Genomic DNA, 24609 nt, shown 5'->3' on the forward strand with positions numbered 1-24609 from the left:
GCATCGTTCGTCACCTGGTCTCGACCACTCAGCCCAGACGGTGGGCCGCAGTCAGGAGCGGTCGGTGAGGGCGACAGACCCCGCCTCGCCGGAGCCGGTGAGGTGAGCGAGCTGTACGGGCAGGTGGTCCGCACAGAAGACGGGCGTCTCGTCGACGACGGCGTACCCCTCGGTCGCGTACTCATTGCCCGTCTCGATCGAGACGTCGAGTTTGTGCTCCGGGAAGGCAAACACGCCCGCGTTCGTACACTCGACACAGCCGTCGAGGTGACCGAACGGGCGATCGATCAGCGACCGCCCGAACGCCTCCCGTTCACACGTCGAGCAGAACCCCCCATGGATCTCCCCGTCTCTCAGGCCGACGACGGCCCGGTTGTACTTCGTTTCGGACCTACATTTGACACAGCGCATGGGTGGGTGACATCGTGATGGTTGGGCAGGGGTATCAGGGCGTTCTCGGAGTAGGTGTAATAAACCCTGTGTCCAATTTATCGATATAGATAATTTTGCTGGCCGGGCACCCCGACGACCGACCCACGCGTGCCCGGTCGCCGGCGTCTCACTCGGACGCGAGCCAGTCCGTGATCTGCTCGCCCCCGCGGCGCGTCGTGGCCTCGTGGTCGGCCGACTGCTCGTCGGTGGGAGCCTCGTAGTCGGCGATCCACGCCTGCTCGCCGGGTCGTGTGTCGAGCGTCGGCGCTTTTACCCGGTGGAGCCACCCGATGAGGTAACCGTCGACGTCGGACCGGTCGTCGGGGTTCGCGGCGCGTATCCAGACCTGGCCGTCGTCGGCGGCGAGTTCGTCGGCCCACGACTCCGCCTCGTCGCGGGAGTCGAACCGATGGCGGACGCCGCGCTGGCAGACGACGGTCCCGACGGCGGCGTTCGACCGCCGGGCCGACCGCTTCACCTCGACGAGGTACTCCGACACGCCTCGGGCTATGGACGCGGCCGACTTTTACACGTCGCTTCGGCGGTGGCTGGTTCGTCCGGGTGATGACCGGCGACGGCCCCGACGCTTCGAAGCGCGAAGCCCGTCCGAGGATCAGTCGTCCGCGAGCACGCGGTCGCTGTCGGTCGCGAGCAGTCGGTCGAGCGCGTCGACCATCGCTTCGACGCTCGCGCGGGTGATGTCGGCGTCCGACGCCGCGACGGTGACGGTGCGGTCGCCCCGGGACATCTCGACCTCGACGGTCACCATCGCGTCCGTCCCGCCGGTGATGGCGTCGACGTGGTACGACTCGAGTTCGGCGTCGGCCCGGGCCGTGAGCGCGGCGCGCACGGCTTCGACCGCGGCGTCGACCGGGCCGGAGCCGGTGCCGGACGCGACCCGTTCTTCGCCGTCGACGAGCAGCCGGACGCTCGCGGTCGGCGTCCGTCCCCCGGACGCCGCCGTGAGGTCGACCAGTTCGACCCGGCGGTCGCGCTCGCGGCCCTGGACGTCCTCGGCGATGGTCAGGAGGTCGGCGTCGGTGACGCGCTTGCCGCGGTCGCCGAGCTCCTTCACGCGCTGGACGACCTTCTTGAGTTCTTCGCGGGAGACGTCGACGCCGTGTTCGTCGAGGGCGGCGCGGACGCCGGCGCGCCCCGCGTGCTTGCCGAGCACGAGCCGCCGTTCCCTCCCGACAGTCTCGGGCGCGTAGGGCTCGTACATCGCGTCGTCCTTCAGGGTGCCGTCGGTGTGGATGCCGCTCTCGTGGGTGAACGCGTTCTGCCCGACGACGGCCTTGTTCGGTGGGAGTTCGACGCCCGTCTTCCGAGAGACGACCCCCGCGAGGTCGTACAGTTCGTCCAGCTTCACCGTATCGACGCCGTAGACGTGGTGCAGGGCGATCGCGACCTCCTCGAGGGCGACGTTGCCCGCGCGCTCGCCGATGCCGTTGACGGTGCAGTGGACGAGGTCCGCACCCGCCTTCAGCGAGGCGTAGACGTTCGTCATTCCCAGCCCGAGGTCGTCGTGGGTGTGGGTGCTCGTCGGGCCCAGCTCCGAGAGCCGAGAGACCGCCTCGTAGGCGCGTTCGGGGCCCGCGTGCCCGACCGTGTCCGCGAAGCAGATGCGGTCCGCGCCCGCGTCGAGGGCGCTCCCGAGCAGTTCCTCGAGGTAGTCGAGGTCCGCACGCGAGCCGTCCTCGCCGATGACCTCGACCCAGAGGCCGTGGTCCTTCGCGTACGCGACCAGTTCCTCCGTCGAGGCGACGTTGTCCTCGTACGTGGTGCCAACCTTGTCCTCGATGTGGCGGTCGCTCGCGGGGACGACGAGATTGATCCCGTCGACGTCGCAGTCGAGCGCCAGGTCGATGTCCGTCTGGATCCCGCGACAGAAGGAGGTCACCGTCGCGTCGAGGCCGAGCGACGTGACTCGACTGATGGTCTCGCGCTCGCCGGTGCCGGTGCAGGCGCTGCCGGCTTCGACGTACTGGACCTGTGCGCGGTCGAGCGCGCGGGCGATGTCGGCCTTCTCCGCGGGCGTCAAGGAGATTCCGGGTGCCTGTTCGCCGTCGCGCAGGGTGGTGTCGAGTAGCTGTACCGTCGTGTCGGAGACGAGGGAGCCGTCGCTACCCTCGAAGAGGTTGATGTCTGTCAAAATGGGGTCCTGTCGGTCAGTCTCGTCGGCGAATTTCGCGGCCAGCCGCCTCGCGGCGACTTCCTCTATCCTCCGTCGGGGGGTGTTCCGACATTGTACCCGGACGATGCGTCCCCCTCCATATAAATCGGCCGGTTCCGGCGGTCGTGAGACGGCTCGATGGCCGACTCACGGCCCGACGAGCCGGACCCGGTCGCCGACGCTGACCCCGTCGGCCGCGCCCGCGGGGAGTTCGAGCACGCAGTCCCCCCGGCCCCAGCCGAGTCCCGTCCACGCCCGCAGACGCTTCGTCTTCGTCACCTCGTCGTCGCGGAGCCAGACGGCGTCGATCGAGAACGGAACGAACAGCATGTGGAGGCTCCGAACGCCCACGCCGTCGAACGGGAAGACGAGCCCGTACTCCTCGGGGATCGACCGGCGGAACATCAGTCCGCGCGCCTGTGCCACCGTCGACTCCGCCAGGTCGACCTCCGAGGCGAGCGTGGCCGTGTCGCCGTCCTGTTCGTGTACGAGTCGCACACCCCGGGCCTCGACGCGCGGGGAGAAAAGCCCTCGCGTCCGGACCGTCACCCCCTGTGATCGCTTCCCACGCCGCTGGAACCCGGCCGACGGTTTTTGTGGTGAGCGAGCGAACACGATCCTGTGATGGCCCACGACCCGTACTCCCCACCGAAAACCCGCACGTTCGAGTGCCTCGACTGCGGCCGTCGCGTCGACGCCGAGCACCAACCGGTGACGTGCGCCGACTGCGGCGGCGACCTGCGGGATATCAGCGTCCCGAGCGAGCAGTGACCGGCCGAACGGTCTCCCCCGGCCGAGTTCCGACCCGCCAGCCCCACAGTTTCAACTACGCTCCCGGCCTCCACCGAGTATGGAGCGCACGCCCGAGGGAACGTCCGTCGGCGTCGACGACCCCTACGAGTTCGCTAGCCCGTGCGACCACCTGACGGGCGACGGTCGGTGCCGCTTCGCCCTCGACCACGCGGGTCACGATCCCGCGTTCGCCGACGAGCGCCGCGCGGCCGACTACGCCTGCGTCGCGGCCGACGGGGAGACGCAGTGGCGCGACTGCCCCCACTACCGCTCGACCGCGTCCGACCGGGCCTGCCGTCGCTGTGGCCTCGAAGAGGTGCGGATGGCCCACGAACCCGCCCGCCCCCTCGTCGAGGAACACCACCTGTCGTACCACGACCGGGGGACGAGCCACGAGATCACCGTGACGCTCTGTCGGTGGTGTCACGCCAAGGTGCACAACTCCTTCGCCCGGATCGACGACGATGCGGCCCCGGTTCCGGAGGCGGTCGCCGCGCGCGAGGACCGACGGAGCAAGGAACAGGCGGAGTTCGGCTTCTCCTCGGCCCGCGAGCGGTACGACGCCTCGTCGCGTTCGGCCGACGAAACGTAGTCAGTTTGATATATGGTCGCACGTCAGTCTGCCTGCGGTCCGGGAGAGTAGCATCACTTTTCACAACATTTAATACCGGCCATAAGTATGGATATGAAGAATGGCGGACCCCCACGCCCGGTCGACCATCCGGATCCTCCACGTCGACGACGATCCGGATTTCGTGGCGCTGACGGCCGAGTTCCTGACCCACGAGGACGACCGGTTCGAGGTCCTCACGGAGACCAGCGCGACCGCGGTGCTGGACCGTCTGCGCGACGAGGGCGAGGAGATCGACTGCGTCGTCAGCGACTACCAGATGCCGGGAATGGACGGGCTCGAACTCCTCCGGGCGATCCGGACTCAACTCCCCGACCAGTGGTTACCGTTTCTCCTCCTGACCGGCAGGGGATCGGAGGAGATCGCCGCCGACGCGCTCAACGCCGGCGCGTCAAGCTACGTCCGAAAAGGCGGTCCCGACACCTACGAGTACGTCGCCACGCGCATTCACGAAGACCTCCAGCGCGCCCGCGCCGAGCAGAACAGCGCCCGCTTTTTCACCCTCGCCGACGCGCTCGACGACCCCGTGTACGTCCTCGACAACGAGGGACAGTTCACCTACGTCAACGACGCGCTCACCGCGCTCGTCGGCTACGGCCGCGGCGAACTGCTCGGGAGCGACCCGTCGGTCATCAAGGACGAGAAGGCGCGGGCCGCCGGCGAACGGCACCTCGCCCGCATCCTGTCCGACGACGGTCCCGACAGCGTCACGTTCGAGGTGGAGATCCAGCCGAAGTCCGGCGATCCGATCCCCTGTGAGGACCACATGGGCGTGCTCCCGTACGAGGGCACGGATTTCCAGGGCTCGGTCGGCGTCCTGCGGGACATCTCCGAACGGAAGGCGCGCGAGCGCGCGCTCACGGAGGCCAAGGAGCACTACCGCGTCCTCGTCGAACAGAACCTCATCGGCCTCTACATCACCCGTGGGACCGAACTCGTCTACCACAACGAACGCTTCGCGGAGCTGTTCGGCTACCCCGCCGAGTCGAACGTGCTCGCGGGCGAGTCGTTCCTGCCGCTGGTCGAGGCGGCCGACCGCGAGCGACTCGAAGAGAACCTCACTGGCGTCGAGGCCGACCACGGCGAGTCGCTCCGCGAACCGTACATCGGGGTCCGCCACGGCGGGGAGACGGTCAACGTCGAACTCCTCGCCCGGGGGATCGACCTCGACGACGAACCTGCGGTGATCGGCACCGTCGTCGACGTGAACGACGACGACGAACGGCTCTGGCAACTTCGCCGGGAGCGCGACCGCCTCGAGGAGTCCACCAGCATCGTTAGCCACGACCTCCGGGGCCCGCTGAGTGTCGCCCGGGGACATGTCGAACTGGCCCGCACCGGCGACGACGCCGCGAGTGGCGACGCGCTGTCGACGGTCGCGGACGCGCTCGACAGAATGGACGAGTTGCTGGCCGAACTGCTGACGCTCGCCAAACAGGGCGAGGTCGTCAGCGACCGCGAGGCGGTCGACCTTCCGGGCGTCGCAGAGTCGACGTGGCGGAACGTCGCCACGGCCGGGACGACGCTCGAGGTGACCGCGGACGGGGAGATAGACGCGGACCCCGGCAGGATCAAGGCCGTCTTCGAGAACCTCTACAGGAACAGTATCGACCACACCGACGGCGACGTGACCGTCACCGTCGGCGACCTCGACGCGGACGGCGGAGCCCGTGGGTTCTACGTGGCGGACGACGGCCCCGGGATCCCCGCCGACGAGCGCACGGCCGTCTTCGAGTCCGGCTACACCACGGCCGACGACGGGACGGGGTTCGGCCTGGCCATCGTCGCGGAGATAGTCGAGGCGCACGGCTGGCGGATCAAGGTGTGTGAGGGTCGCGACGGCGGAGCGCGGTTCGAGATCCGGGACCGCGAGTACCCAATTCGACCCCGCTCGTGATGACTGCCGCGGGTCGCCACGTCCGCAGACCCGGTGGAGCCGGGCCGTGCCGGACCGTGTGACCGGGTGGGAGCGACCGGCGGCTGGCGAGCGGCAGAGAGCCGTGCGTTCCGATTCGCTTTTAGGAACGTCCCGACTATCCTCTCGCAATGACTCGTATCGTCGTCATCGACAACCACGGGCAGTTCACCCACCTGGAGCAGCGCGCGCTCCGCGACCTCGGGGTGGACGCCGATCTCGTCGACAACGACACCCCACCCGAGGAGGTCGCCGCGGACGCCGACGGCGTCGTCCTCTCCGGTGGCCCCTCGATCGACCGAATCGGCCGCTCGCGCGACTACCTCGACCCCGACCTCGACCTCGACGTCCCGGTGTTCGGGATCTGTCTCGGCATGCAGCTCATCGCGGACGAACTCGGCGGCTCCATCGGGAGTGGCGACTACGGCGGCTACGCCGACGTCGACGTCGACATCGTCGACGACACCGACCCTCTCGTCGGCTCGCTCGCGCCCACGACCCGGGTCTGGGCGAGCCACGCCGACGAGGTGAAGGAACTCCCGCCGGGCTTTACGCTCACGGCGAAGAGCGACGTCTGTGCCGTCGAGGCGATGAGCGACGCCGACCGCGACCTCTACGGCGTCCAGTGGCACCCCGAAGTGGCCCACACCGAGCGCGGCGAGGAAGTGTTCGAGAACTTCGTCGCCCGGTGTCGCCGCTGAGGGTGGCGTTCGGCACGCGGAGCGGTCACGGACACGGGGAACCTCGGACGTGAGCGCGTCCGCCAGCCGTCTGACGACGAACGAGGGGGTTTTACCCTCACCGGGGGATAGGGAGGCACGATGACGGCGACACAGAGCGACCTCGCCGGGCTGTCGCGGTTCATCTTCCGCGCGCCGAACTGGTACACCAGTCTCGGCTTCGCCCTGCTCCTCGCCGCCATGGCCGGGATCGCGGCGTTCGACTCCGGAACCGCGACCGAGTCGTGGCGACGGGTGTTCATCCTCGGTCAGGACGCGTGGGAGGGCATCTTCTACATCGGCATCCCAACCGTGATCGCGTCCGTGGGAACCGCCGGCGTCGACCGTTTCCTCGGCGGGAAGCTCACGCCGAACCGCTCGTCGCTCCTGGCGCTGGTCTGTGAGGTCATCGTCGTGGTCGCCCTGACCGTCGCGGCGGTCATCAGCGTCCTCACGCCGCTCGGGCAGACGTTCGTCTTCGACGTGCTCGTCGTCGCGCTCTCGTCGATCTTCGCCTTCCGGCTGCTCGTGGTGATGGCCGTCTCGCGATCGTCGCTCCCCGTCGCGGCGGTCCCCGCGAGCATCCAGACCGTCGCTTCCGCCGTCCTGTTGTTCGTCTACAGCGGCACCGTTCGCTTTCTCGAGGTCGGTGGACCGCTCCTGCAGGCGTACATGATGCCGTACCTCGCCCGCGCGGACCGCGCGCCGCCGGAGCTGCTCGTCGTCGGCCCGAACCACTTCACCCTCCTCGCGATCACCTCGCTCATCTACGCCACCGCCGTCTACGTCTTCGTCCGCGTCATCGACCGGCCGTGGGAGCGCTCGCTCGGCGTCTCGATGCTTGACTTCCTTCGCGGCTTCATCGGCCACATCGCCGAGGGCTCCCGCGAGCTGGAGGACTTCTTCGAACAGCTGGGCCAGGAAGCGATCGTCCCCGTCACCGTCCTCTCGTTCAAGCGGTTCGACGGCACCGAGAAGGCGCGCTGGATCCTCCCGATGATCCACCCGGGACCGATGGGCGAGATCGGCGGCGGCAACTTCCCCGAACGCGTCGCCTCTCGGACGGAGGGGCTCGCGTTCCCGCCGCACGCGACCGCCGGCCACGACTTCAACCTCGTCACCGAGCGCGAGGTAGACACCATCCTCGACGCCGCCGACCGCGCCTACCGGAAGATCACCTACAGCCGCGAGGCGACCCCGAGCGTGCGCGTCCAGTCGGGGGAGGCGAAGCTGCTCGCACAGGGGTTCGACGACGACGCGCTCCTCGTCTCGACGTACGCCCCCGGCTTCGCCGACGACGTCGAGTACGCCGTCGGGCTCTCCGCCGCGGCCGAAGCGCGGACCGCGGGCCTCGACGACGTCCTGCTCGTCGACGCGCACAACTCCAACAACGGACTGGACGGGGCCGACCTCGGTCACGTCACCCCCGGCTCGAAACGCTCGTTCGACATGATCGCCGCGGCGGGCGACGCGGGGACCCACCTCGTCACTGCGCCGCGCGGCGAACTGGAACTCGGGACCGCGTGGGACGCGACGCCGTGGACGCCTCGGGATGGGATCGGCCCGCTCGGGGTCCGCGTCACGGTCACGGCCGTCAGCGACCAGACGACCGCCTACGTCCTCGTCGACGGCAACAACATGGAGCCAGGACTTCGCGACCGCGTCGTCGAACGCCTGGACAGGGTCGTCGACGTGAGCGAGGTGATGACGACCGACACCCACATCGTCAACACCGTCGAGGCGGACAACCAGGTCGGCGCGGCCATCGACCACGACGAGTTCGTCGCGCTCGTCGCCGACCTCGTCGACGCGGCGCTCGTGGACCGCGAACCCGTCTCCGCGGGGATGGCGATGGAGCGCGCCGAGGTGACGGTGTTCGGGAACGACCGGACGGAGACGCTCGCCAGCCACGCGAACGCCGTCGTCTCGATGGGCGGTGCGCTCGCCGCGGCGGTCATCCTCGCGGCGATGGCCGTCAGCGTCCTCATCTTCTTCCTCGCCTGAGCCGCCGCTCCGTCGGTGAAAGCCGCGCGCCCTCCCCCATCCCGCTTGACGGTCGCCGTTCGTCCCGCGGTCGGGAACTCACAGGGGCTGTGGCGACTGTGTACCGGTGCCTCGTCACCCCGGTCCAGCGGGACACCGGTGATGACTCACAACAGTCCCGATCAGTCCGTCAGTCTGAGCGTCCGGGTCTCGATCGCGCCGCAACTCGGACAGACGTGACGGTAGCTGACCCGGTCGCCGGTCGTCCGGGCCTGCCACGCACCGACCGTGTCCTCGAAGCCGCACTCGCGACAGCGAAGGTCCCGATCGTACTGCGCTTTCAGCCGATCCAACGGCGTCGTCCCCCAGTCGCGCCGTAGAGACATGTGTTACCATACATCACGGACAGTCATATCTCCTGTGGTGGGCGCTCGGGAACGTCGAAAAGAGCGGGTGGTTACTGGTCCGACCCGGCCGCGTCCTCGGCGGCGAAGAGGTCGTCGACGGCGTCCTGCGCCGCGCGCGCGGCCTCGTCGGCGACCCGCTGGGCCTTCTCGTCGTCGGGCGCGTTCAGGTAGATATCCACGTCGAGGACGCCCTCCTCGAAGGTGACCGTGACGTCGACGTCACGCACCGCGCTCTGCTTGTACCGGTCGAAGATGAGGCCCTCGGCGGCCTCCGCGGCCGTCTGAACGACCTCCTCGTCGGTCGGCATCCGCGATCAGTCGCCGCCGGCGCCGCCGGGACCCATCGGGCCGCCACCGGCACCGCCCTGGAGCATCTGCTGGAGTTCCTGCTGGAGGCTCTCGAACTGCTCCTGGACGCGCTCTTCCTGTTTGGTCAGCTGTTCGACACGGATCTCCAGGGAGTCGACGCGGTCTTCGAGGTCGTCGTACGCCTCGTCGTACTCCGTCTCGACGAGCAGTTCGCCGACCTCGCGGTACATGACGGTCTCCTCGTCCATCTCGTCGAGCGCCTCGAGGGCGGTCTTCGAGTCGTTGAGCGTCGACTCGGCGGACTGCTTCTGGGCGGCGACCTGCTGGGCGGTCTCCTGGAGGTCCTGCAGTTCTTCGAGTTTCTCCTGCGCTTCCGGCGGTAGGCTTCCCTGCATACGCTGGGGGAAGGTATCCACCCTGAAAAAGCCCCGTATTCGCGCTCGTCGGCGTCCTCGCTCCCCGACTCGTTTCAGTCGTGCGGTTTCCCGCCGGCCGCGACGGTGTCTGTTATCCGGCCAGCGCGCACGTGTCTTCGGCGGTCTCGACCAACCGGATCCACGTATTCACGCCCGCGCGCAACGCGACGAGGTCGTGGGCGAACACGTCCACCTGGAGGGCCCGCCCGTCGCGGTCGACGGTCGCAGTCGAGCGGTCGTCGTCGATCTCGCCGACCTCGACGGCCACGGCGTCGGCGACGATCCGGGCGCGGCGCTCGTCGTCGTAGTCGAACGACAGAGAGACAGCGTGTGCGTACTCGAGAGTCGCGTGCACCGCCCCGGCCGCTCACTCGACGGGGACTTCCTTGATTGTCGGGGCGCGCTCCTTCAGGAGGACGCGGTGTCCGCAGAACGGACAGCGGACGCCGCCGTACTCGTCGAGTTCGACGTCACGCTTGCAGCGGGAGCACTTGTAGCTCATCTTACTCTTCGCCGTCGGTGCTGAGCGCCGCGCGGATCGACCGGCTGACCTGTTTGCCACCGGGCGTCTGCGGGCGGTACGCGCCGCCGGTGAACAGTTCGCCCGTGCGCTCGTTCTCCCAGATCCCCGTGCCGACGCGCGTGACGTCGTCGCCGTCGACTGTCGAACTCCGCATCTCGCCTTCGATCTCCTTGACGCGTCGTCGGGCCACGCGACCGTACCGGGCCCCGAACCGGCCGGCGCTCCCGACCTTACTCGTCTTCTTGTCGGCCATAGTACCCCGAATTACCCCGAGCGGAGGCATAAACCCTACGAGTCGCGGCGGGGTCACCCCACAGGGGTGCGCCCGGACCCCACCGGGTCCGCCCTCGCGAGCGCGGGCGAACACAGGGTTATGCCCATGCCGCTCGTCTCTCCGCTATGACAGTACGACCGCTCCACGTCGTCGTCGGTACCGGTCCGGTCGGTCTCAGCGTCGTCCGCGAACTCCGGGTACGCGAGCACGCGGTCCGGGTGGTGAACCGCCGCGGCGTCGCCGAGGTTCACGCGGACGTCGAGGTCGTCGCGGCAGACGTCACGGACCACGACGCCGCCCGGCGCGCCTGTGACGGTGCCGCCGTCGTCTACAACTGCACGAACGCGCCTTACACCGACTGGCCGACGGCGTTCCCGCCGATCTGGGAGGGCGTGCTCGCGGGGGCCGCGGCGGCCGACGCGGTGCTCGTTTGCGCGGACAACGTCTACTGTTACGGCGCGGTCGACGGCCCCGTCACCGAGGACCTGCCGTGGGACGCCGACTCGCGGAAAGGGCGCACCCGCGCGGAGATGGCCCGCCGCGTCCTCGACGCACACGACGCCGGCGTCGTCCGCGCGGCAATCGGCCGCGCGTCGGACTTCTACGGCCCCGGCGTCCACGACTCCGTCGTCGGCGAGCGCGTCTTCGGGAACCTCCTCCAGGGGAGGAAAGCCGAGGTGCTCGGCGACCCCGACAAGCCCCACACCTACACGTACGTCGAGGACTTCGGCCGTGCGCTGGTCACGCTCGGGAGCGACGAGCGGGCGTGGGGCGAGGTGTGGCACGTGCCGTCGCCACCGACGCTCTCGACGCGGGAGTTCGTCGAACTCGTCGCCGAGGCGATCGGCGTCGAGCCCCGGATGCGCGTGGCACCCGGCTGGCTGCTCCGACTGGCCGGCGTCGTCTCGCCGACGATGCGCGAACTCGCCGAACTGCGCTATGAGTTCGAGGAGCCGTTCGTCGTCTCCCACGAGAAGTTCGCCGCGACGTTCGACGTCGAGCCGACCACCCACCGGGCGGCAATCGACGAGACCGTCGCGTGGTACCGGAGCCGAGACGTCACCGCGACCGTCTAATCCCGGTCCTGGAGCCCGCTTTCCCTGAGCGCCTCGTTGAGGTCCTCCCGGACTCGTTCGCCGGTCTCGCGATCCATCGCCGTCGTCACCACCCTGTTCTCCTGGACGCTGGAGCCGTCACGCAGGAGCAGTCGGACGTTGCCGTTGCCGTCCGCGCGCGTGACCTTCGCCCGCAACCCCTTGCGCGAACTCATCCCCCCGGCGTCGATCGGGCCGGGAACGACCTTCTTCACGTGGGGGTGCTCGGCGACGACGCCGATCGCTTTCCGTCCCTCGCGGCCCCCGATGAGCGTCGTGTGGCTCCCGCCGAGCTTCTCGGCGGGTGCGGTCTTGACCACTTCGAGCGTCCGCTCGCCCCGTCGGGCGACGACCGAGCCGACGGGATCGGACTCGTCGCGCACCCGGAAGACGTCGTGGTGGGCCTGCGCGCGGATCTCGCGGATCACGGCGTGTTCGCCCGCGACGAACACCTCGTCGGGGCGCTTGCGGTGGATCTCGTCGGCGACGAGTCCGGCGAAGTTCCGGAGTTCGACCACGCCGCGCTCGTCGTCGTCCTCGGGGACCGTCGTGACGGTGAACTCGCCGACGACGTCCTCGTCGGCGAGCATCGTCAGCGTGGCGCGCTCGCGGGCGACGCTGACGACGACCGTGTCGCAGTTGGCGGTGTCACAGGTGAGACAGTAGTCGCCCGGGCGTTCGAGCGGGGACTCACACCGCCGACAGTTCATGCCACTGGTTCCGGCGGCGGTGACAAAAGCCCGTCCGTTTCCGGCCACTCGTTCCCCGACCGCCGGCCGCGACTCCTCCCGGCCGCGAACGACGGGTCAAGTCGGTCGGGCACGTCGTCCCCGCCGGTTGATCGCGAGCGCCACCCGGTGCGCGGCGTGGCCCGAACGGACCGGCGACGCCGGACGCCGCGACATCCCCGACGCTTATGCCCCCGATCCACCACCCTGGAGTATGCCAACGCCCACCGCCCGCGTCCGCGACTGCGAACGCTCCTCCATCCGGGTGATGTTCGACCTCGCCCAGGCCACCGATCGGGACCTCGTCCGCCTCGAAGTGGGCGAACCGGACTTCGACACCCCCGACCATGTGATCGACGCGGCGGCGACGGCCGCGCGCGAGGGGAAGACACACTACACCTCGAACGCGGGGATTCCCGAACTGCGCCGTGCGATCGCGGCGACGCTCGGTCGGGAGCACTCGGTCCGGGTCGACGCCGACGGCGTCCTCGTGACCACCGGCGGCATGGAGGCGCTCCACCTCGCCGTCCTCTCGGTCGTGGGCCCCGAGGAGGAGCTCCTGATCCCGTCTCCGGGGTGGCCGAACTACTGGACGCAGGCCCGACTGGCCGACGGGCGCGGGAGGGAAGTGCCGATGTCGCCCGAGACCGGGTTCGACCTCGACGCCGATCGGGTGATCGAGGCGATGGGGCCGGCGACCGCGGGCGTCGTCCTCTGTCGCCCCTCGAACCCCACCGGCCGCGTCTACGACGCCGACGCGGTACGCGCCGTCGCCGAGGCCGCCGCCGACCACGACGCCTACGTCATCGCCGACGAGGTGTATCTCGGGCTCACGTACGACGGTGACGCCCGGGGCGTCGCGGCGCTCGTCGACGACGCCGACCACGTCCTCACGGTCGGCTCCTGCTCGAAGCGCCACGCGATGACCGGCTGGCGGCTCGGCTGGCTCGCCGGCACTGCACCGGTCGTCGACGAGGCGACGAAGATCCGGGAGTCGACGACGGCCTGCGCCTCCAGCGTCGCCCAGCACGCCGCGCTCGCCGCCCTCACGGGGCCCCAGGAGCCGGCTCACGAGATGTACGAGGCGTTCGAGCAGCGCCGCGACTACGTGGTCGAGCGGGTGGCCGAAACCGATGGAATCGACTGCCCGCGCCCCGAGGGAGCGTTTTACGCGTTCCTCGACCTCGACCTGCCCGGGACGAGCCTCGACGTCGCGAAGCGCCTCCTGACGGAGTACGGCGTCGTCCTCGCGCCTGGCGGCGGCTTCGGCGACGCGGGCGAGGGGTGGCTCCGGCTGAGCTTCGCGAACAGCCTCGACCGCCTTGAGACGGGGTTCGACCGGATCGAGCGGGCGCTCGCCGACGCCTGACGCCGCCGGTCGCACGGCGCGTCGGGTCGCCGCGCGTCAGCGCATCAGTTCGCCGCCGTTGACGTTCAGGGTCTCTCCCGTCACGAACGTCGCATCACGCAGGTACGCGACGGCGTCGGCGATCTCCGCCGGCCGTCCGAACCGGCCGAGCGGGATCCCAGCCCGCTCCTCCCGTTTCTCCTCGTCGCTGCGGTCCGCGGTCATGTCCGTCTCGACGTGACCGGGCGCGACGGCGTTGACTCGGACGTCGGGCGCGAAGTCCGCCGCGTGGCTCTTCGTCAGCGACAACAGCGCCCCCTTCGAGGAGGCGTAGTGACACTCGACGGGTGCGCCGGTGTACGCCAGGATCGAGGAGACGTTGGTGACCGACGGGTCGTCGTCGGACTCCCGGAGAGACGACAGCGCCGCCTTGGTCACGTTGAACGCGCCGTTGACGTTCACGTCCATCACGTGGTCGAAGTCCGCCGGCGACAGGTCGTCGGTGAAGACGTGCTGGTCGATGCCGGCGTTGTTGACGACGTGGTCGACGCCCCCGAGCGTCTCCGCGGTCGCCTCGACGAGCCGCGCCGCCGCGTCGGGGTCGCTCACGTCCGCACCGACGACCGTCGCCCGCCGGCCGTGGTCGCGGACGGTCTCTGCGACCGCTTCGGCGGCGGCCTCGCTGGTGTGGTAGTTCACGGCCACGTCGTAACCGTCCCGTGCGAGACGGACGGCGATGGCCCGGCCGATCCCCCGTGACGACCCGGTGACGAGCGCTGTCGGCATGGTGTGTCTCCGGTCTCGGTGCGGCCGCACTTGAGGGTCCCGTCCCGGCCGACGAGTTCATTCGGGTTCGGCCGTAACCTCCGGTATGGACGGGCCGTCACCGTCGCGCTCCGCGCTCGAGCCTCGCCCCCGTCTGGTCGACTGGTCGATCCTCGCCTGTGTCCTCCTCGAGACCCTCACCGGGATCGTCTCGCTCGGTGCCGGTGTGGCCGAACAGTGGCCGCTCTTCTGGGTCCACCGCGTCGTCGGCCTGACGCTCGTCGTCCTCCTTTTTTTCAAACTTCGAAGAGTGAAGCCGAGGCTCTCGCGGGGTCGATGGGACCGTGCGACGCCGCTGTCGGTTCTCACCGCCGTCGTCGCGATCGCCGCACTCGCGAGCGGGGCCGCGTGGGTGCTCGGCGTCGACGTCGATCTCGGGTTCTGGACGCTCCTCAACCTCCACATCGGCCTCGGACTGCTCGTCGTCCCGCTCGTGTTGCTCCATCTCCGCTCCCGCTTCCGGTGGGTTCAACGCGCCGACTTCGAGGAACGACGGACCGCGCTCCAGTACGGCACGTTCCTGGTGGGCGGGGCGCTCGCGCTCCGCGCGCAGGAAGTCGTGAACGGACTGACGGAGTCGGAGGGTGCGACGCGCCGGTTCACCGGGTCGAAACCGGTCGACGGTCCGGGGTTCCCCGTCACCTCGTGGGTCGCCGACGACCCAGACCCGGTCGGCACGGACGCGTGGCGGCTTCGGGTCGGCGGGCTATCGGCTTCGGATATCGAACTCTCCTACGACGAACTCGAAGCCGGCGACGGCGTGCGTGCGCTCCTCGACTGTACCAGCGGCTGGTACACGGTCGAAGACTGGCGCGGGGTTCGCCTCGGGGCGCTCTTGGACGAGGTCGACGCCGACCCGGCGGCCCGCTGGGTGACGGTTCACTCGGTCACGGGCTACCGGTGGAGCTTTCCGATCAACGAGGCGCGTGGGTTCGTCCTCGCCACGCACGTCGGCGGCGAGCGACTGACGCACGGCCACGGTTTTCCGCTCCGACTGGTCGCGCCCGACAGGCGTGGGTTCCAGTGGGTCAAGTGGGTGACCGAGATCGAGGTCCGGCGGCGGCGCGACGCCTCGCAGTACATCGCGACGCTCGTCAGCGGTCTGGACTAGACCCGGCGGTGTCACACCGACGGTCCCCGCGGGCCGCTCAGTCGTGTTTCGCGTGACCGTCCGTCGCGGCACGCGGTCCGGACCGGCCCTCGCGGATCGCCATCTCGGCCGCCCGCAGCGCGGCCTCGGGATCGAAGCCATTGACGATCGCTTCGAGTTCCGCCGGCGAGGCCTCCGCGAGGTCGCGGGCGTGAGCGGTGATGTTCGGCACGGCGCGGACGATGTTGTCGACGATCGGTACGGCGGCCGTCTCTGCCGACCGCGACAGGGGGTTGAGGTCGACGACGATCTCGGTCTTCCCCAGGGCCGACAGCGCCTCCGCGCGGTCGCCGTCTTCGAGCGGGACGAGGACGACATCGGCGTCGGCGATGCCGTCGGCGTCGACCGCCGCGCGGGCGTGATCGAGCCCCGGAATCCGGGCGTCGCCAGCGAGCCCTTTCACCTCCTCGGCGCCGTGGTCACGCAGGTGGTTGGCGATGGCGCGCATTCGCTCGTCGGTGCGGTTGAACAGGTTGACCTCGAGGTCGGCACCGACGACGGTCGCGAGTTCGACGACCTCGTCGGGCACCAGCGCGGCGACGTTGCCGTTGACGGAGACGACGGGGTGGCGGGCGAGCAGGAGGTGCGCGGCGGCGACTCGCTCGGCGGCGTCGGCCGACGGCAGCGTCCGCTCGCCGAGCAGGTAGTCGAACGCCTCGCCGCGGCCTTCGGCGATGAGTCCCTGTTTCGAGGTGATCCCGTTCTCGACGCCCGCCTCGATGCGGTGCCGGGTGCGCAGTGAGTCGTACCGTGGATGCGACTCCGGTACCTCCACGTCAGTCATGCTCGCGGATGGTCGCCGGGTGGATAAAAATCGGCCGTCTCGTCTCTATCGATAGAGGTGTGCCCCCGAAGGGTACGTCTCGCAGACGTTCGGGTCGTACCCCGCGTCGGAGAGCCCATCGTCGAGAGCGAACACCGAGCGCCCGAGCATCGCCATCGCGGCCTCCCCGCCGGCGTCGGTCACGGCCTCGATCGCCTCCTCGACCTCGGGGACGAGCAGGCCAGCCTCGCGCGCGAACCGTCGGGAGAGCTGGATGAGGTGTGGAAGCGTCGGCCGCTCGCGCAGCGCCGCGAGCGCTCGTTCGCCCGCCCGCGTGAGCCGGGTCGTGTCGCCCTCGATGACGTCGGCGGTCGACAGTTCGCCGAACGTCACGTACTCGACCCGCGCGCTCGTCGGGACGCCATCGAGGACGCCGTGACCGGGCGCGCCCGGCTCGATCCGGATCGGAACCCCGCCGCGCGCCTGCGAGACGACGTCACCCAGGCCCGTGCCGGCGTCGACCTCGGCCACGTGCGCGAGTTCGACGAGGTCGTTCTCCGACTGGTCGCCGTCGAACACCGTGTTGCTCGCCAGCGCCGTTCCGAGGGCGGCCGCCCCGGAGACGCCGAAGCCCGCACCGACCGGAAGCTCGCTGTCGATGGCGACCCGCGCCGTCGCCCCGAACGCGTCGAGGACGCCCTCAACCGGCGACATCTCGACGCGCAGGCCGTCGAGGTCGACCCGCGTCGTCGTGGCGGGGGTGACCGTCACGCGAACACCGTCCGAGAGCGTCAATCCCCCGCCCCGCGAGCCGGTCGTCACCGGATCGTCGGTCCGGTGGGCACTGAAGAAGCCGGTGACGTGCCCGGGAACGAACGCGGTCGCCGTCGACTGCTCGGTCATCTACCTCTCCCTTCCCCGCGAACCCTGTATAACGCTTCAGATTTCGTCTCCCCCGACCTGCTCCCCGGATGGTCACCGGCTTCGGCGTTTTCTGACGTTCCGTTCGGTTTGAACTATCGAAACTGATGATCGAGGCGACAAGTTAACCTACGCGTCACGTCTCGTCAGAACTGTCGTCGACCCGCAGCGGATGGGACGACCAGCCGGTAGCAACCACCCCATACCCCTACCCGCGTTTTCCGAGACTCGATCGGTGAGTCGTGACGTCACTGTCTTCTCCGAGATACACTTGTGAGAGGGTGTCATAGAAGAGTTCTCACACCGTGATCACGGTACTTCCCGGATTGTCTCCACGTTCGTAGTTGGTGATTGCGACGACGAGGCGAAGGCACAGGGCGAGAAATACCTGCGCCCGTGCGTGGACGCGGCCTCGGGCGTGCGTTCGCCCGAGGCCGCAGTCCTTCACTGATTCGTTGGTTCGTTCGACTCCACTACGGCGGTTGTACGTCTCATCCAACGTGGACTGCTTCAACTGAACGTCCTCGCCGTGTTCGGTGATGCGGTCTTCGACCCTGTACTCAATGTCTTTCGGGTCATCAGCGTTCCGGGCGTTGTATGGAGCGACTGGCACGACCCCTGCGGTCAGCAGGTGGTCGTGCCAGTCGAGCGTGTCGTAGGCGCTGTCACCGACCATCCAGATCGGTGTGGCGACGGCGAGCGCGTCACGCGTGACGCGCATCGCCGTCTCTTCTGGCGCTTGCTTACTCTCGGTGAACTCCGCTCCGATCGGGATCTTTTGCCCGGTCGAGACGATCGTACAGCCGTAGCCGTAGTAGTACTCGTCGTCGGTTGGATCGTAGCACTTTGAGGCGTCTGGATCGGCGGGCATCGCCCTCACGTCTGTTGAATCGATACAGTAGGTCAAGTCGAGCAGGCCGCGCCGGGCGGCCTGCTCGACGAGGTGGTCGAACACCTTGTCAACGACGTGTTCAAGATCGGTGAGAAAGCGATCGACCGCGTCTCTCGACGGCGGTCGATCGAATCCACAGCTCAGCCAGACGACCGTGTTCCGAAGCTCTCGTTCAACGGGACGAATGCCGTAGATGTCCTTGTAGTAGCAGTGGAGAAAGCCACGCATCAGTTCTGGTGGTTCGTGGTCTCGTGTTCGCCCCGTCTTCGCCGGGGCGAACACGTCGAACTCTTCGAGAAACTCGAAAGAGAGGTGCTCGAACAGCGCTAGCGTCTCTGTCTCCACGGCATTGAAGAACGAGTCTACCGAAGGATCATCTTGCAGGGTCGCTGAACTCATCCACCTCAGCGTTCACCCTGCTCTTTGGTGTGCTAATCGTTCTATGACACCCTCTTGTGAGTGTATTCGATTTATCACCACGTATATATGCCCTCGATAAGCGCCCGCATCCCCGACGACGAGCGAGAGGCGCTCAACGAAGTCACCGAACTCCTCGGTGAGGACCGAAGCACGACGATTCGGAAGGCGATCCGTGAAGGATTGCACGACCTCCGCGTTCGTGTCGCCGTCGAACGCTACCAGTCCGGCGAGGTATCGGTGAAGCAGGCCGCGCGTATCGCTGGTGTGAGTCTCGGTGAGTGGTTGGAGCTTGCCCGTGAGCGGAATCTCGCGTCGCAGCTGACTCCCGAGGACTTGGAGTCGGACGCCGACGCAGCGCGTGACCTTTGATGCACATCTACGTCGACGCGACGACGCTCATCGCGCTGGGACAGGTCGGGGAGTTGGACCTATTGACTGTGTTCGACAGTTCGGTTATAGTTCCGGCCGGCGTCATAGGAGGGGTCTCTACCGAACCGGCGGAGTCTCAGGTCAAATCCCGAGTGCGCCAAAGCGATGATTTCATCGGCGTCGGGATACATGGAGAGTACGTCGACAGGGCTCGGTCAATACTGAACGAGACAGGTGATAGGGGTGACATATGGACTATTGCTGCCGTCCTCTCTTACAGTGAATCCGATGAACCAGTCGCTGTTGTCTCTAATGACCGTCGCGTCCGCACAGTCGCCCGTGGTCTCGGTGCGACCGTCACCGGTATCGGTGTTGTCGTCCGCAACGTGGCCGAGCGCGAACTCGCTACCAACGAAGCAAAGATCTCGTCCGCCGTCTCGACAGCCACGGCCTCCACATGACCGGCGAACTTCGGGAAAAAGCGGACGCACTTAATCGACGAGACGGCCGTAGAGGTCGGCTGACGACGTCGCTGTACGGTGACACCCGCTGTCTATCACGCAGGAACAGCGTGGAATCAGAGATTCCACGGGCTCCCACGGGACCTGACGGCTTCGTCAGGGACTCAGCCGTTGGCGGTCCCGTGGGAACAACACGCCCTCACGGATGTTCGGCAGGCCGAGCATGGTCATGACGAGGCGCTCGCCGCCGAGGCCCCAGCCGGCGTGCGGGGGCATCCCGTACTTGAACATCTTGGTGTAGTACTCGAACGCCTCGGGGTCGAGCCCCTGCTGTTCGAAGCCGGCGACGAGGTGGTCGTAGCGGTGTTCACGCTGGCCGCCCGAGACGAGTTCCATCCGCGGGTGCATCATGTCGAAGCCGGTCGAGAGCTGCTCGTCGTCGTCGTGGTCCTTGATGTAGAACGGCTTGATCTCCGAGGGCCAGTCGGTGATGAAGTAGTGGCTGCCCACGTCCTCGCCGAGGGCCTTCTCGCCCTCCGTCGGGAGGTCGTCGCCCCACACCAACTGCTCGTCGAGTTCGCCCGTCGCGTTGATGCGTTCGATGGCCTCCTCGTAGGTGAGCCGGGGGAACGCCTCGTCGGGTACCTCGAAGGAGTCGGCGAGGTCGAGCGCTTCTAACTGCGCCTGGCAGTTCTCGGCGACGCCCTCGTAGGCGGCCCTGACGACGGTCTCACAGGCGTCCATCGCCTCGCTCGCGTCGACGAACGCCGACTCGAAGTCGATCGAGGTTGCCTCGTTGAGATGCCGGGGTGTGTTGTGCTCTTCGGCGCGGAAGATCGGGCCGATCTCGAACACCCGTTCGAGGCCGGAACCGACCATCAGCTGCTTGAACAGCTGCGGCGACTGGTTCATGAACGCCTCGCGGCCAAAGTACGTGATGGGGAACAGCTCCGTGCCGCCCTCGGTCCCGGTGGCGACGATCTTCGGCGTGTTGATCTCCGTACACCCGAGCGAGCGGAACGCCTCGCGAACCGAGCGGAGGATCTCGGCGCGGATCTCGAACACCGCCTTCACCTCCTCCTTGCGGAGGTCGAGCGTGCGGTTGTCCAGCCGGGTCGAGAGCTCGGCGTCGACCTTCCCCGACGGGTCGAGTGGGAGCTGTGGGTCGGCCTCCGCGAGCACCTCGACCGAGGTGGGGGTGACCTCGACGCCCGTCGGCGCGCGCGGCTCCTCCTCGACGTCGCCGGTGACGACGATGACGCTCTCGCGGTGGACGCCCAGCCCCGTCTCGACGAGCGCGTCGTCCATCTCGTCCTTCTCGAACTTGACCTGGATCTTCCCCGTCTTGTCCCGAAGGATGAGGAAGGCGATTCCGCCGAGATCCCGGATCTCGTGGACCCAGCCGGCGACCGTGACCGTGTCGCCGGGCGCGGCGTCGGCCGTGTAGGTTCGGTCCTGCATGCTCCGTTCTTCCGGTGGCCCGGTCTTAAACGCGGTCATTCCGTCTCGTTCCGCCCCGGCCCTCGTACGCTCGCCACGGCTCCCCGGATTTATGTACGACGCCGAGGCCACCCCCGCTCGGACCATGGACAGCCTCGATCCGCGTCCGGACGACGAACCGACACACGAACTCCTCGACACCGCGTTCCCGGTGGCTCTCCTCGTCGCCGTCGCCTCGTGGCTCCCCGCGAGCGTGCTCCTCCTCGGCTACGCCGTCCGCGTCCTCCGGGCCGAACTGGTCGGCGACGACGACCTACCGCCGCTCGACGACGTGCGCTCGCTCGCCCGGACGGGGATCTCCGCGGCGACCGTCGTCGTCGCGTACCAGCTTCCGGCCCTGCTCGTCACCGCCGCCGCGTTCGCGTCGATGTCCAGTGCCGGTCTGCTCCCCGGCGGGGACCCGTTCGCGCCGTCGGCCTCCGAGCCGGCCGCCGTCGTCAGCTACTACGTCCTCGACCCCGGCGTGTCGGTCGTGACGGCCGTCGGGTTCGTTCTCGCGGCCGTTGCGTTCTGTCTCACGAGCTACGCGGGGACGGTCGCGCTCGTCGTGTACGCCGCGAGGGACCGACTCGGGGCCGCGTTCGACACCGACACCGTCCGCGCGGGCGTCCGCTCGTCGTCGTTCCGGCGGGGATATCTCCTCGCGCTGCTCGCCGGCTTCGTCGGCTCCGGCGTCGCCTGGGTCGTCGCGGTCGTCCCCGTCGTCGGGCCGTTCGCCGCGGCGTTCGTCGAACTGTTCGTCCTCGTCGGCGCGCTCCGACTCGTCGCGGACGGGTACGACGGGCGGGTAACCCGGGGAGAGCGCTCGTCGCCACCGCACGAAGCGGGCGGAGCGGACGCCACGGGCGGGGTCGACGCGGCCGCGTGAGCCGACCGCTCACTCGTACGCCGCCGAGAGTAGTCCCCGGAGCGCGATCGCGACCTCCTCGATCCGGTCGACGTCGAGGTCGTCGGCGGTCAGCAACAGCCCGTGGTCGTCGACGAGGATCCGGCAGACGAACCCTTCGGCGAACACTCGGATCGTGAACTCGTAGTCGCCGTGGACGGGGTCGCTCCCCGCGCCGGCCGCGTGCGGTTCATACCGCTCGTACGGGACGAAGCTGACGCGCTCGTTCTCGATGAGCGACGCCTTCGCTTCGAGCGCGCGCCGACGGTCGTTCCCGTACAGATCCGCCCGGAGGTACAGCAACTCGGCGTCGTCCCGCGTGAAGTGGATGACGCTCCGGAGCGAGTCACCGACGGCCGTCCGGCAGAGGCTCACCAACTCCTCGATGGGTGCGGCCGCCGTCGCACCGTTCGGCTCGCTCGCGCCGCGACGGGGGTCGCGGCCGGTCCGTGTCGGGGTATCGGTGTGGTGACTCATACCGCTATCACGTCTCGTGACGGGATAAATATTGCCACTAAATTACCGGTCTGTGATTAAATCGGAGTCAGAATACCGATTCGGGATCAGTCTGCCTCGGTGACCTCTGCGTGGGCGTCCTTCACGCCCTCGACGGTTTCGCGGACGGCGTCACAGCCCTCGTCGTGGAGTAGGTCGCCGACGACGACGGTGTCGGCGTTCTGCCCCATCTCGTACGCGGATTCGTAGTCGTGGATCCCGCCGCCGTAGAACAGGGTCGCGTCTTCGAGGATCTCCTGGGCGGCGGCGACTTTCTCGGTGTCACCGAACGTCCCCGAGTACTCGATGTAGACGATGTCCTGGCCGAACATCTTCTCGGCGATTCGGGCGTACGAGGCGACGTCTTCGGCCGACTGATCGCAGTCGGCGTCAGTGTACTCCGCCACCGCCGAGTCGGGGTTGAGGACGATGTACGCCTCGGTGTGGGTACGCTCCCAGTCGAGGCCGTCGGCGATGCGGACCCACTCCTTGTGCGCGCCGGTAACCCAGAAGACGTCGCCCGCGTTGAACACCGTCGGGATGAGATAGCCGTCGAGCGCGTCCGAGTCGATGACGACGCCCGGGTTCGACGGCTCCTGGTAGAGCGGGACGCCGTACTCCGAACACGCGTCGATCACGGCGCTCATGTTGTTCTTTGTCATGCCCGTCGTCCCGCCGATCTCGATCGCGTCCGTCCCCGTCTCACAGACGTCCGCGAACGTCTCGTCACCGACGAGTTCCTTGTCGGGGTCCACCTTCAGGATGTGGTCCCACGATTCCCACGGCCCGGTCATTACCCCGTCTTCGATTGTGCACTACTAAAAAGAGCGTGGATTCCGGGAGTCCGACCGATCGCCGCAGTGCGGTGCTCCGACGAAGGGTCGGACGCGCCGGACGGTCGCTTCCGGGCCGAATGCGGTCACTGGAGAACAGTAGACATTTGCCGTCAAGGCCGGATCGTCCGGACGTGCCCTCCAGACGACAGGTTCTTGCCGGTGCCGGCCTCGGAGCCGTCGCCCTCGGCGTCGCGGCCGCCGAGGGTGGCCTCGGCGGCTCCGAACCATACTACGACGGACAGGACGAACCGGACACCCGGTGGTGGCCACAGCCGGGGTTCGACCGTCTCGGCTCGTGTTACAACCCCCGTCCGGTCGGGCCCCGCGAGGCCGTCACCGAACGCTGGGCGATCGAGATCCCCGGTCCGTCCACGCGGCCCGTCGTCGTCGACGGCCGCGCGTACCTGCCGACGGCGTCGGCCCTGCTCGCGGTCGACGCGGCGACCGGCGAGGAACTGTGGCGCACGGACGGCGGTGACGCGCCGATGTGGCCGCGGTCGGTCGTCGTCCACGACGAGACCGTCTACGTCACACAGGTGCGCGAGCCACACCTGCTCGCACTCGATCCCGCGACCGGTGACAGCCAGTGGACGTTCTCCGGTGCGGGACACGGGCTGTACCCGCTGCTCGTCGACCCCGACCGGCCGACACTGTTCACCGGCGACGGCGAGGGCGCGGTGTATGCGCTCGACCCCGCGACCGGCGAGCGTCGGTGGCGGGCGGAGGTGTTCGGGGCGGTGTCGGCACTGGCGGGTGGAATCCCCGAACTCGTGGTCGGAACCGAGGCCGGAGAGGTGTACGGACTGTCGTACGACGACGGTCGGGGGCGCTGGCGACAGGACATCCCCGGTCCGGTCAGCGCGCTCGCCACCCCCAACGGCCGCGGCGCGTTCGTCAGCACGTTCGGCGGGCCGACGATGGAACTCGACGCCGGACGAGGTGGCGCGCCCGTGTGGTCGGCCGACGTCTGGGCCGCCGACTCCTTCGTCGTCGCGGGCCGGAACCTCTTCGCCACGGGCCATCGTCTCGTCGACCTCGACGTTCGCGGCGGTGACAAACAGTGGACCGGCGGCGAGACAACGCAGTGCGGGCCGGCGGCGGCGGCCGACACCGTCTACGCGGCCTCCGAGAGCCACGTCACCGGCTACGGGATCCGTGGCGGTGTCGGCGTCGGGGGGCTCCGCGCCGGGGCCCGTCGGTGGTCCCATCCCGTCGAGGGACGCCCCGAGCAGGGGCTCGTCGTCGCCGACGGCGCGGTGTTCGTCCTCACCGAGGGCGGGAACGGCGAGCGCTCGATGGCGTACGCGCTGGCGGAGGCGTAGGCCGTCGGAGAGCGCGGCGCCGGAG

At 68.6% G+C, this 24609-nt stretch carries 30 protein-coding genes; 12 read left to right on the forward strand and 18 right to left on the reverse strand.

Annotation, left to right across the window (positions count from 1 at the left end; all coding sequences use genetic code 11):
• Positions 1-51: 51 nt before the first annotated feature.
• From NKJ07_RS09945 to NKJ07_RS09960, 4 genes are all read right to left on the reverse strand, one after another.
• A complete protein-coding gene (locus tag NKJ07_RS09945) occupies positions 52-411 on the reverse strand; it encodes a hypothetical protein (protein WP_318566673.1) in 360 nt (119 codons plus the stop codon).
• A gap of 148 nt (positions 412-559) precedes the next feature.
• The gene (locus NKJ07_RS09950) at positions 560-931 is read right to left on the reverse strand and encodes a DUF8081 domain-containing protein (RefSeq protein ID WP_318566674.1); all 372 of its coding nucleotides are present in this window, start codon (positions 929-931) and stop codon (positions 560-562) included.
• Between the two features lie 114 nt (positions 932-1045).
• Entirely contained in the window at positions 1046-2575 is a 1530-nt protein-coding gene (locus NKJ07_RS09955; protein ID WP_318570436.1) for a (R)-citramalate synthase, read from the reverse strand.
• A 177-nt stretch (positions 2576-2752) separates the two neighbouring features.
• The gene (locus NKJ07_RS09960) at positions 2753-3103 is read right to left on the reverse strand and encodes a DUF192 domain-containing protein (RefSeq protein WP_318566675.1); all 351 of its coding nucleotides are present in this window, start codon (positions 3101-3103) and stop codon (positions 2753-2755) included.
• Positions 3104-3229: 126 nt separating this feature from the next.
• Here NKJ07_RS09960 and NKJ07_RS09965 point away from each other — a divergent pair, with 126 nt between their 5' ends.
• From NKJ07_RS09965 to NKJ07_RS09985, 5 genes are all read left to right on the forward strand, one after another.
• Positions 3230-3376, forward strand: a complete 147-nt coding sequence (locus NKJ07_RS09965) for a rubrerythrin-like domain-containing protein (protein WP_318566676.1) — start codon at positions 3230-3232, stop codon at positions 3374-3376.
• A gap of 79 nt (positions 3377-3455) precedes the next feature.
• Positions 3456-3989: a DUF7097 family protein gene (locus NKJ07_RS09970; RefSeq protein WP_318566677.1), complete on the forward strand. Its 534-nt coding sequence runs from the start codon at positions 3456-3458 to the stop codon at positions 3987-3989.
• A gap of 100 nt (positions 3990-4089) precedes the next feature.
• On the forward strand, positions 4090-5925 hold the full coding sequence (locus NKJ07_RS09975; RefSeq protein ID WP_318566678.1) for a hybrid sensor histidine kinase/response regulator: 1836 nt from the start codon (positions 4090-4092) through the stop codon (positions 5923-5925).
• A gap of 149 nt (positions 5926-6074) precedes the next feature.
• Positions 6075-6644: a GMP synthase subunit A gene (locus tag NKJ07_RS09980; protein WP_318566679.1), complete on the forward strand. Its 570-nt coding sequence runs from the start codon at positions 6075-6077 to the stop codon at positions 6642-6644.
• 120 nt (positions 6645-6764) lie between these two features.
• A complete protein-coding gene (locus tag NKJ07_RS09985) occupies positions 6765-8666 on the forward strand; it encodes a DUF2070 family protein (RefSeq protein WP_318566680.1) in 1902 nt (633 codons plus the stop codon).
• A 161-nt stretch (positions 8667-8827) separates the two neighbouring features.
• On the opposite strand, the gene NKJ07_RS09990 is transcribed toward NKJ07_RS09985, so the two are convergent.
• The 6 genes from NKJ07_RS09990 to NKJ07_RS10015 form a co-directional block, all read right to left on the reverse strand.
• The gene (locus NKJ07_RS09990) at positions 8828-9031 is read right to left on the reverse strand and encodes an HVO_0649 family zinc finger protein (protein WP_425504636.1); all 204 of its coding nucleotides are present in this window, start codon (positions 9029-9031) and stop codon (positions 8828-8830) included.
• Positions 9032-9102: 71 nt separating this feature from the next.
• Positions 9103-9360, reverse strand: coding sequence for a DUF3194 domain-containing protein (locus tag NKJ07_RS09995; protein ID WP_318566681.1), 258 nt, complete (start codon positions 9358-9360; stop codon positions 9103-9105).
• 6 nt (positions 9361-9366) lie between these two features.
• A complete protein-coding gene (locus NKJ07_RS10000; RefSeq protein WP_318566682.1) occupies positions 9367-9756 on the reverse strand; it encodes a prefoldin subunit beta in 390 nt (129 codons plus the stop codon).
• Positions 9757-9868: 112 nt separating this feature from the next.
• A complete protein-coding gene (locus NKJ07_RS10005; protein WP_318566683.1) occupies positions 9869-10132 on the reverse strand; it encodes a KEOPS complex subunit Pcc1 in 264 nt (87 codons plus the stop codon).
• 12 nt (positions 10133-10144) lie between these two features.
• Positions 10145-10279: a DNA-directed RNA polymerase subunit P gene (locus NKJ07_RS10010; protein ID WP_318566684.1), complete on the reverse strand. Its 135-nt coding sequence runs from the start codon at positions 10277-10279 to the stop codon at positions 10145-10147.
• A gap of 1 nt (position 10280) precedes the next feature.
• Entirely contained in the window at positions 10281-10553 is a 273-nt protein-coding gene (locus tag NKJ07_RS10015) for an eL43 family ribosomal protein (protein WP_318566685.1), read from the reverse strand.
• A 146-nt stretch (positions 10554-10699) separates the two neighbouring features.
• Here NKJ07_RS10015 and NKJ07_RS10020 point away from each other — a divergent pair, with 146 nt between their 5' ends.
• Positions 10700-11650, forward strand: a complete 951-nt coding sequence (locus NKJ07_RS10020; protein WP_318566686.1) for an NAD-dependent epimerase/dehydratase family protein — start codon at positions 10700-10702, stop codon at positions 11648-11650.
• Here NKJ07_RS10020 and NKJ07_RS10025 read toward each other — a convergent pair.
• The gene (locus NKJ07_RS10025; protein ID WP_318566687.1) at positions 11647-12378 is read right to left on the reverse strand and encodes a DUF2103 domain-containing protein; all 732 of its coding nucleotides are present in this window, start codon (positions 12376-12378) and stop codon (positions 11647-11649) included. The two genes, NKJ07_RS10020 and NKJ07_RS10025, sit on opposite strands and share 4 nt — an antisense overlap.
• A gap of 232 nt (positions 12379-12610) precedes the next feature.
• Here NKJ07_RS10025 and NKJ07_RS10030 point away from each other — a divergent pair, with 232 nt between their 5' ends.
• On the forward strand, positions 12611-13765 hold the full coding sequence (locus NKJ07_RS10030; protein WP_318566688.1) for a pyridoxal phosphate-dependent aminotransferase: 1155 nt from the start codon (positions 12611-12613) through the stop codon (positions 13763-13765).
• 36 nt (positions 13766-13801) lie between these two features.
• Here the strand turns inward: NKJ07_RS10030 and NKJ07_RS10035 are convergent, their stop codons facing one another.
• On the reverse strand, positions 13802-14530 hold the full coding sequence (locus tag NKJ07_RS10035) for an SDR family NAD(P)-dependent oxidoreductase (RefSeq protein ID WP_318566689.1): 729 nt from the start codon (positions 14528-14530) through the stop codon (positions 13802-13804).
• 85 nt (positions 14531-14615) lie between these two features.
• Between NKJ07_RS10035 and NKJ07_RS10040 the strand changes: the two genes are divergently transcribed.
• Positions 14616-15680 carry a molybdopterin-dependent oxidoreductase gene (locus tag NKJ07_RS10040; RefSeq protein WP_318566690.1) on the forward strand — a complete coding sequence of 355 codons (1065 nt, stop codon included), beginning with the start codon at positions 14616-14618 and terminating at the stop codon, positions 15678-15680.
• A gap of 37 nt (positions 15681-15717) precedes the next feature.
• On the opposite strand, the gene NKJ07_RS10045 is transcribed toward NKJ07_RS10040, so the two are convergent.
• The 3 genes from NKJ07_RS10045 to NKJ07_RS10055 all read right to left on the reverse strand — a co-directional run bounded on the left by NKJ07_RS10045 (position 15718) and on the right by NKJ07_RS10055 (position 18694).
• Positions 15718-16503: a 4-phosphopantoate--beta-alanine ligase gene (locus NKJ07_RS10045; protein ID WP_318566691.1), complete on the reverse strand. Its 786-nt coding sequence runs from the start codon at positions 16501-16503 to the stop codon at positions 15718-15720.
• Positions 16504-16548: 45 nt separating this feature from the next.
• Entirely contained in the window at positions 16549-17385 is an 837-nt protein-coding gene (locus NKJ07_RS10050) for a pantoate kinase (protein WP_318566692.1), read from the reverse strand.
• Positions 17386-17701: 316 nt separating this feature from the next.
• Positions 17702-18694 carry a transposase gene (locus tag NKJ07_RS10055; RefSeq protein ID WP_318566693.1) on the reverse strand — a complete coding sequence of 331 codons (993 nt, stop codon included), beginning with the start codon at positions 18692-18694 and terminating at the stop codon, positions 17702-17704.
• Between the two features lie 87 nt (positions 18695-18781).
• Between NKJ07_RS10055 and NKJ07_RS10060 the strand changes: the two genes are divergently transcribed.
• A complete protein-coding gene (locus NKJ07_RS10060; RefSeq protein ID WP_318566694.1) occupies positions 18782-19084 on the forward strand; it encodes a UPF0175 family protein in 303 nt (100 codons plus the stop codon).
• A complete protein-coding gene (locus NKJ07_RS10065; protein ID WP_318566695.1) occupies positions 19084-19545 on the forward strand; it encodes a PIN domain-containing protein in 462 nt (153 codons plus the stop codon). Before NKJ07_RS10060 ends, NKJ07_RS10065 begins: the two co-directional genes overlap by 1 nt.
• Before the next feature lie 156 nt (positions 19546-19701).
• On the opposite strand, the gene aspS is transcribed toward NKJ07_RS10065, so the two are convergent.
• The gene (aspS, locus tag NKJ07_RS10070; protein ID WP_318566696.1) at positions 19702-21006 is read right to left on the reverse strand and encodes an aspartate--tRNA(Asn) ligase; all 1305 of its coding nucleotides are present in this window, start codon (positions 21004-21006) and stop codon (positions 19702-19704) included.
• A gap of 124 nt (positions 21007-21130) precedes the next feature.
• On the opposite strand from aspS, the gene NKJ07_RS10075 reads away from it, so the two are divergent.
• Positions 21131-21913 carry a DUF4013 domain-containing protein gene (locus tag NKJ07_RS10075; RefSeq protein ID WP_318566697.1) on the forward strand — a complete coding sequence of 261 codons (783 nt, stop codon included), beginning with the start codon at positions 21131-21133 and terminating at the stop codon, positions 21911-21913.
• 9 nt (positions 21914-21922) lie between these two features.
• Here the strand turns inward: NKJ07_RS10075 and NKJ07_RS10080 are convergent, their stop codons facing one another.
• Together NKJ07_RS10080 and NKJ07_RS10085 are read right to left on the reverse strand one after the other, a co-directional pair.
• A complete protein-coding gene (locus NKJ07_RS10080) occupies positions 21923-22408 on the reverse strand; it encodes a DUF7522 family protein (RefSeq protein ID WP_318566698.1) in 486 nt (161 codons plus the stop codon).
• Positions 22409-22494: 86 nt separating this feature from the next.
• Complete coding sequence (locus NKJ07_RS10085; RefSeq protein ID WP_318566699.1) at positions 22495-23220, reverse strand: phosphoglycerol geranylgeranyltransferase; 726 nt, start codon at positions 23218-23220, stop codon at positions 22495-22497.
• 173 nt (positions 23221-23393) lie between these two features.
• Between NKJ07_RS10085 and NKJ07_RS10090 the strand changes: the two genes are divergently transcribed.
• Entirely contained in the window at positions 23394-24584 is a 1191-nt protein-coding gene (locus NKJ07_RS10090) for a PQQ-binding-like beta-propeller repeat protein (RefSeq protein WP_318566700.1), read from the forward strand.
• Positions 24585-24609: the final 25 nt, after the last annotated feature.

It is taken from the genome of Salinigranum marinum (assembly GCF_024228675.1).
Classification (GTDB): domain Archaea; phylum Halobacteriota; class Halobacteria; order Halobacteriales; family Haloferacaceae; genus Salinigranum; species Salinigranum marinum.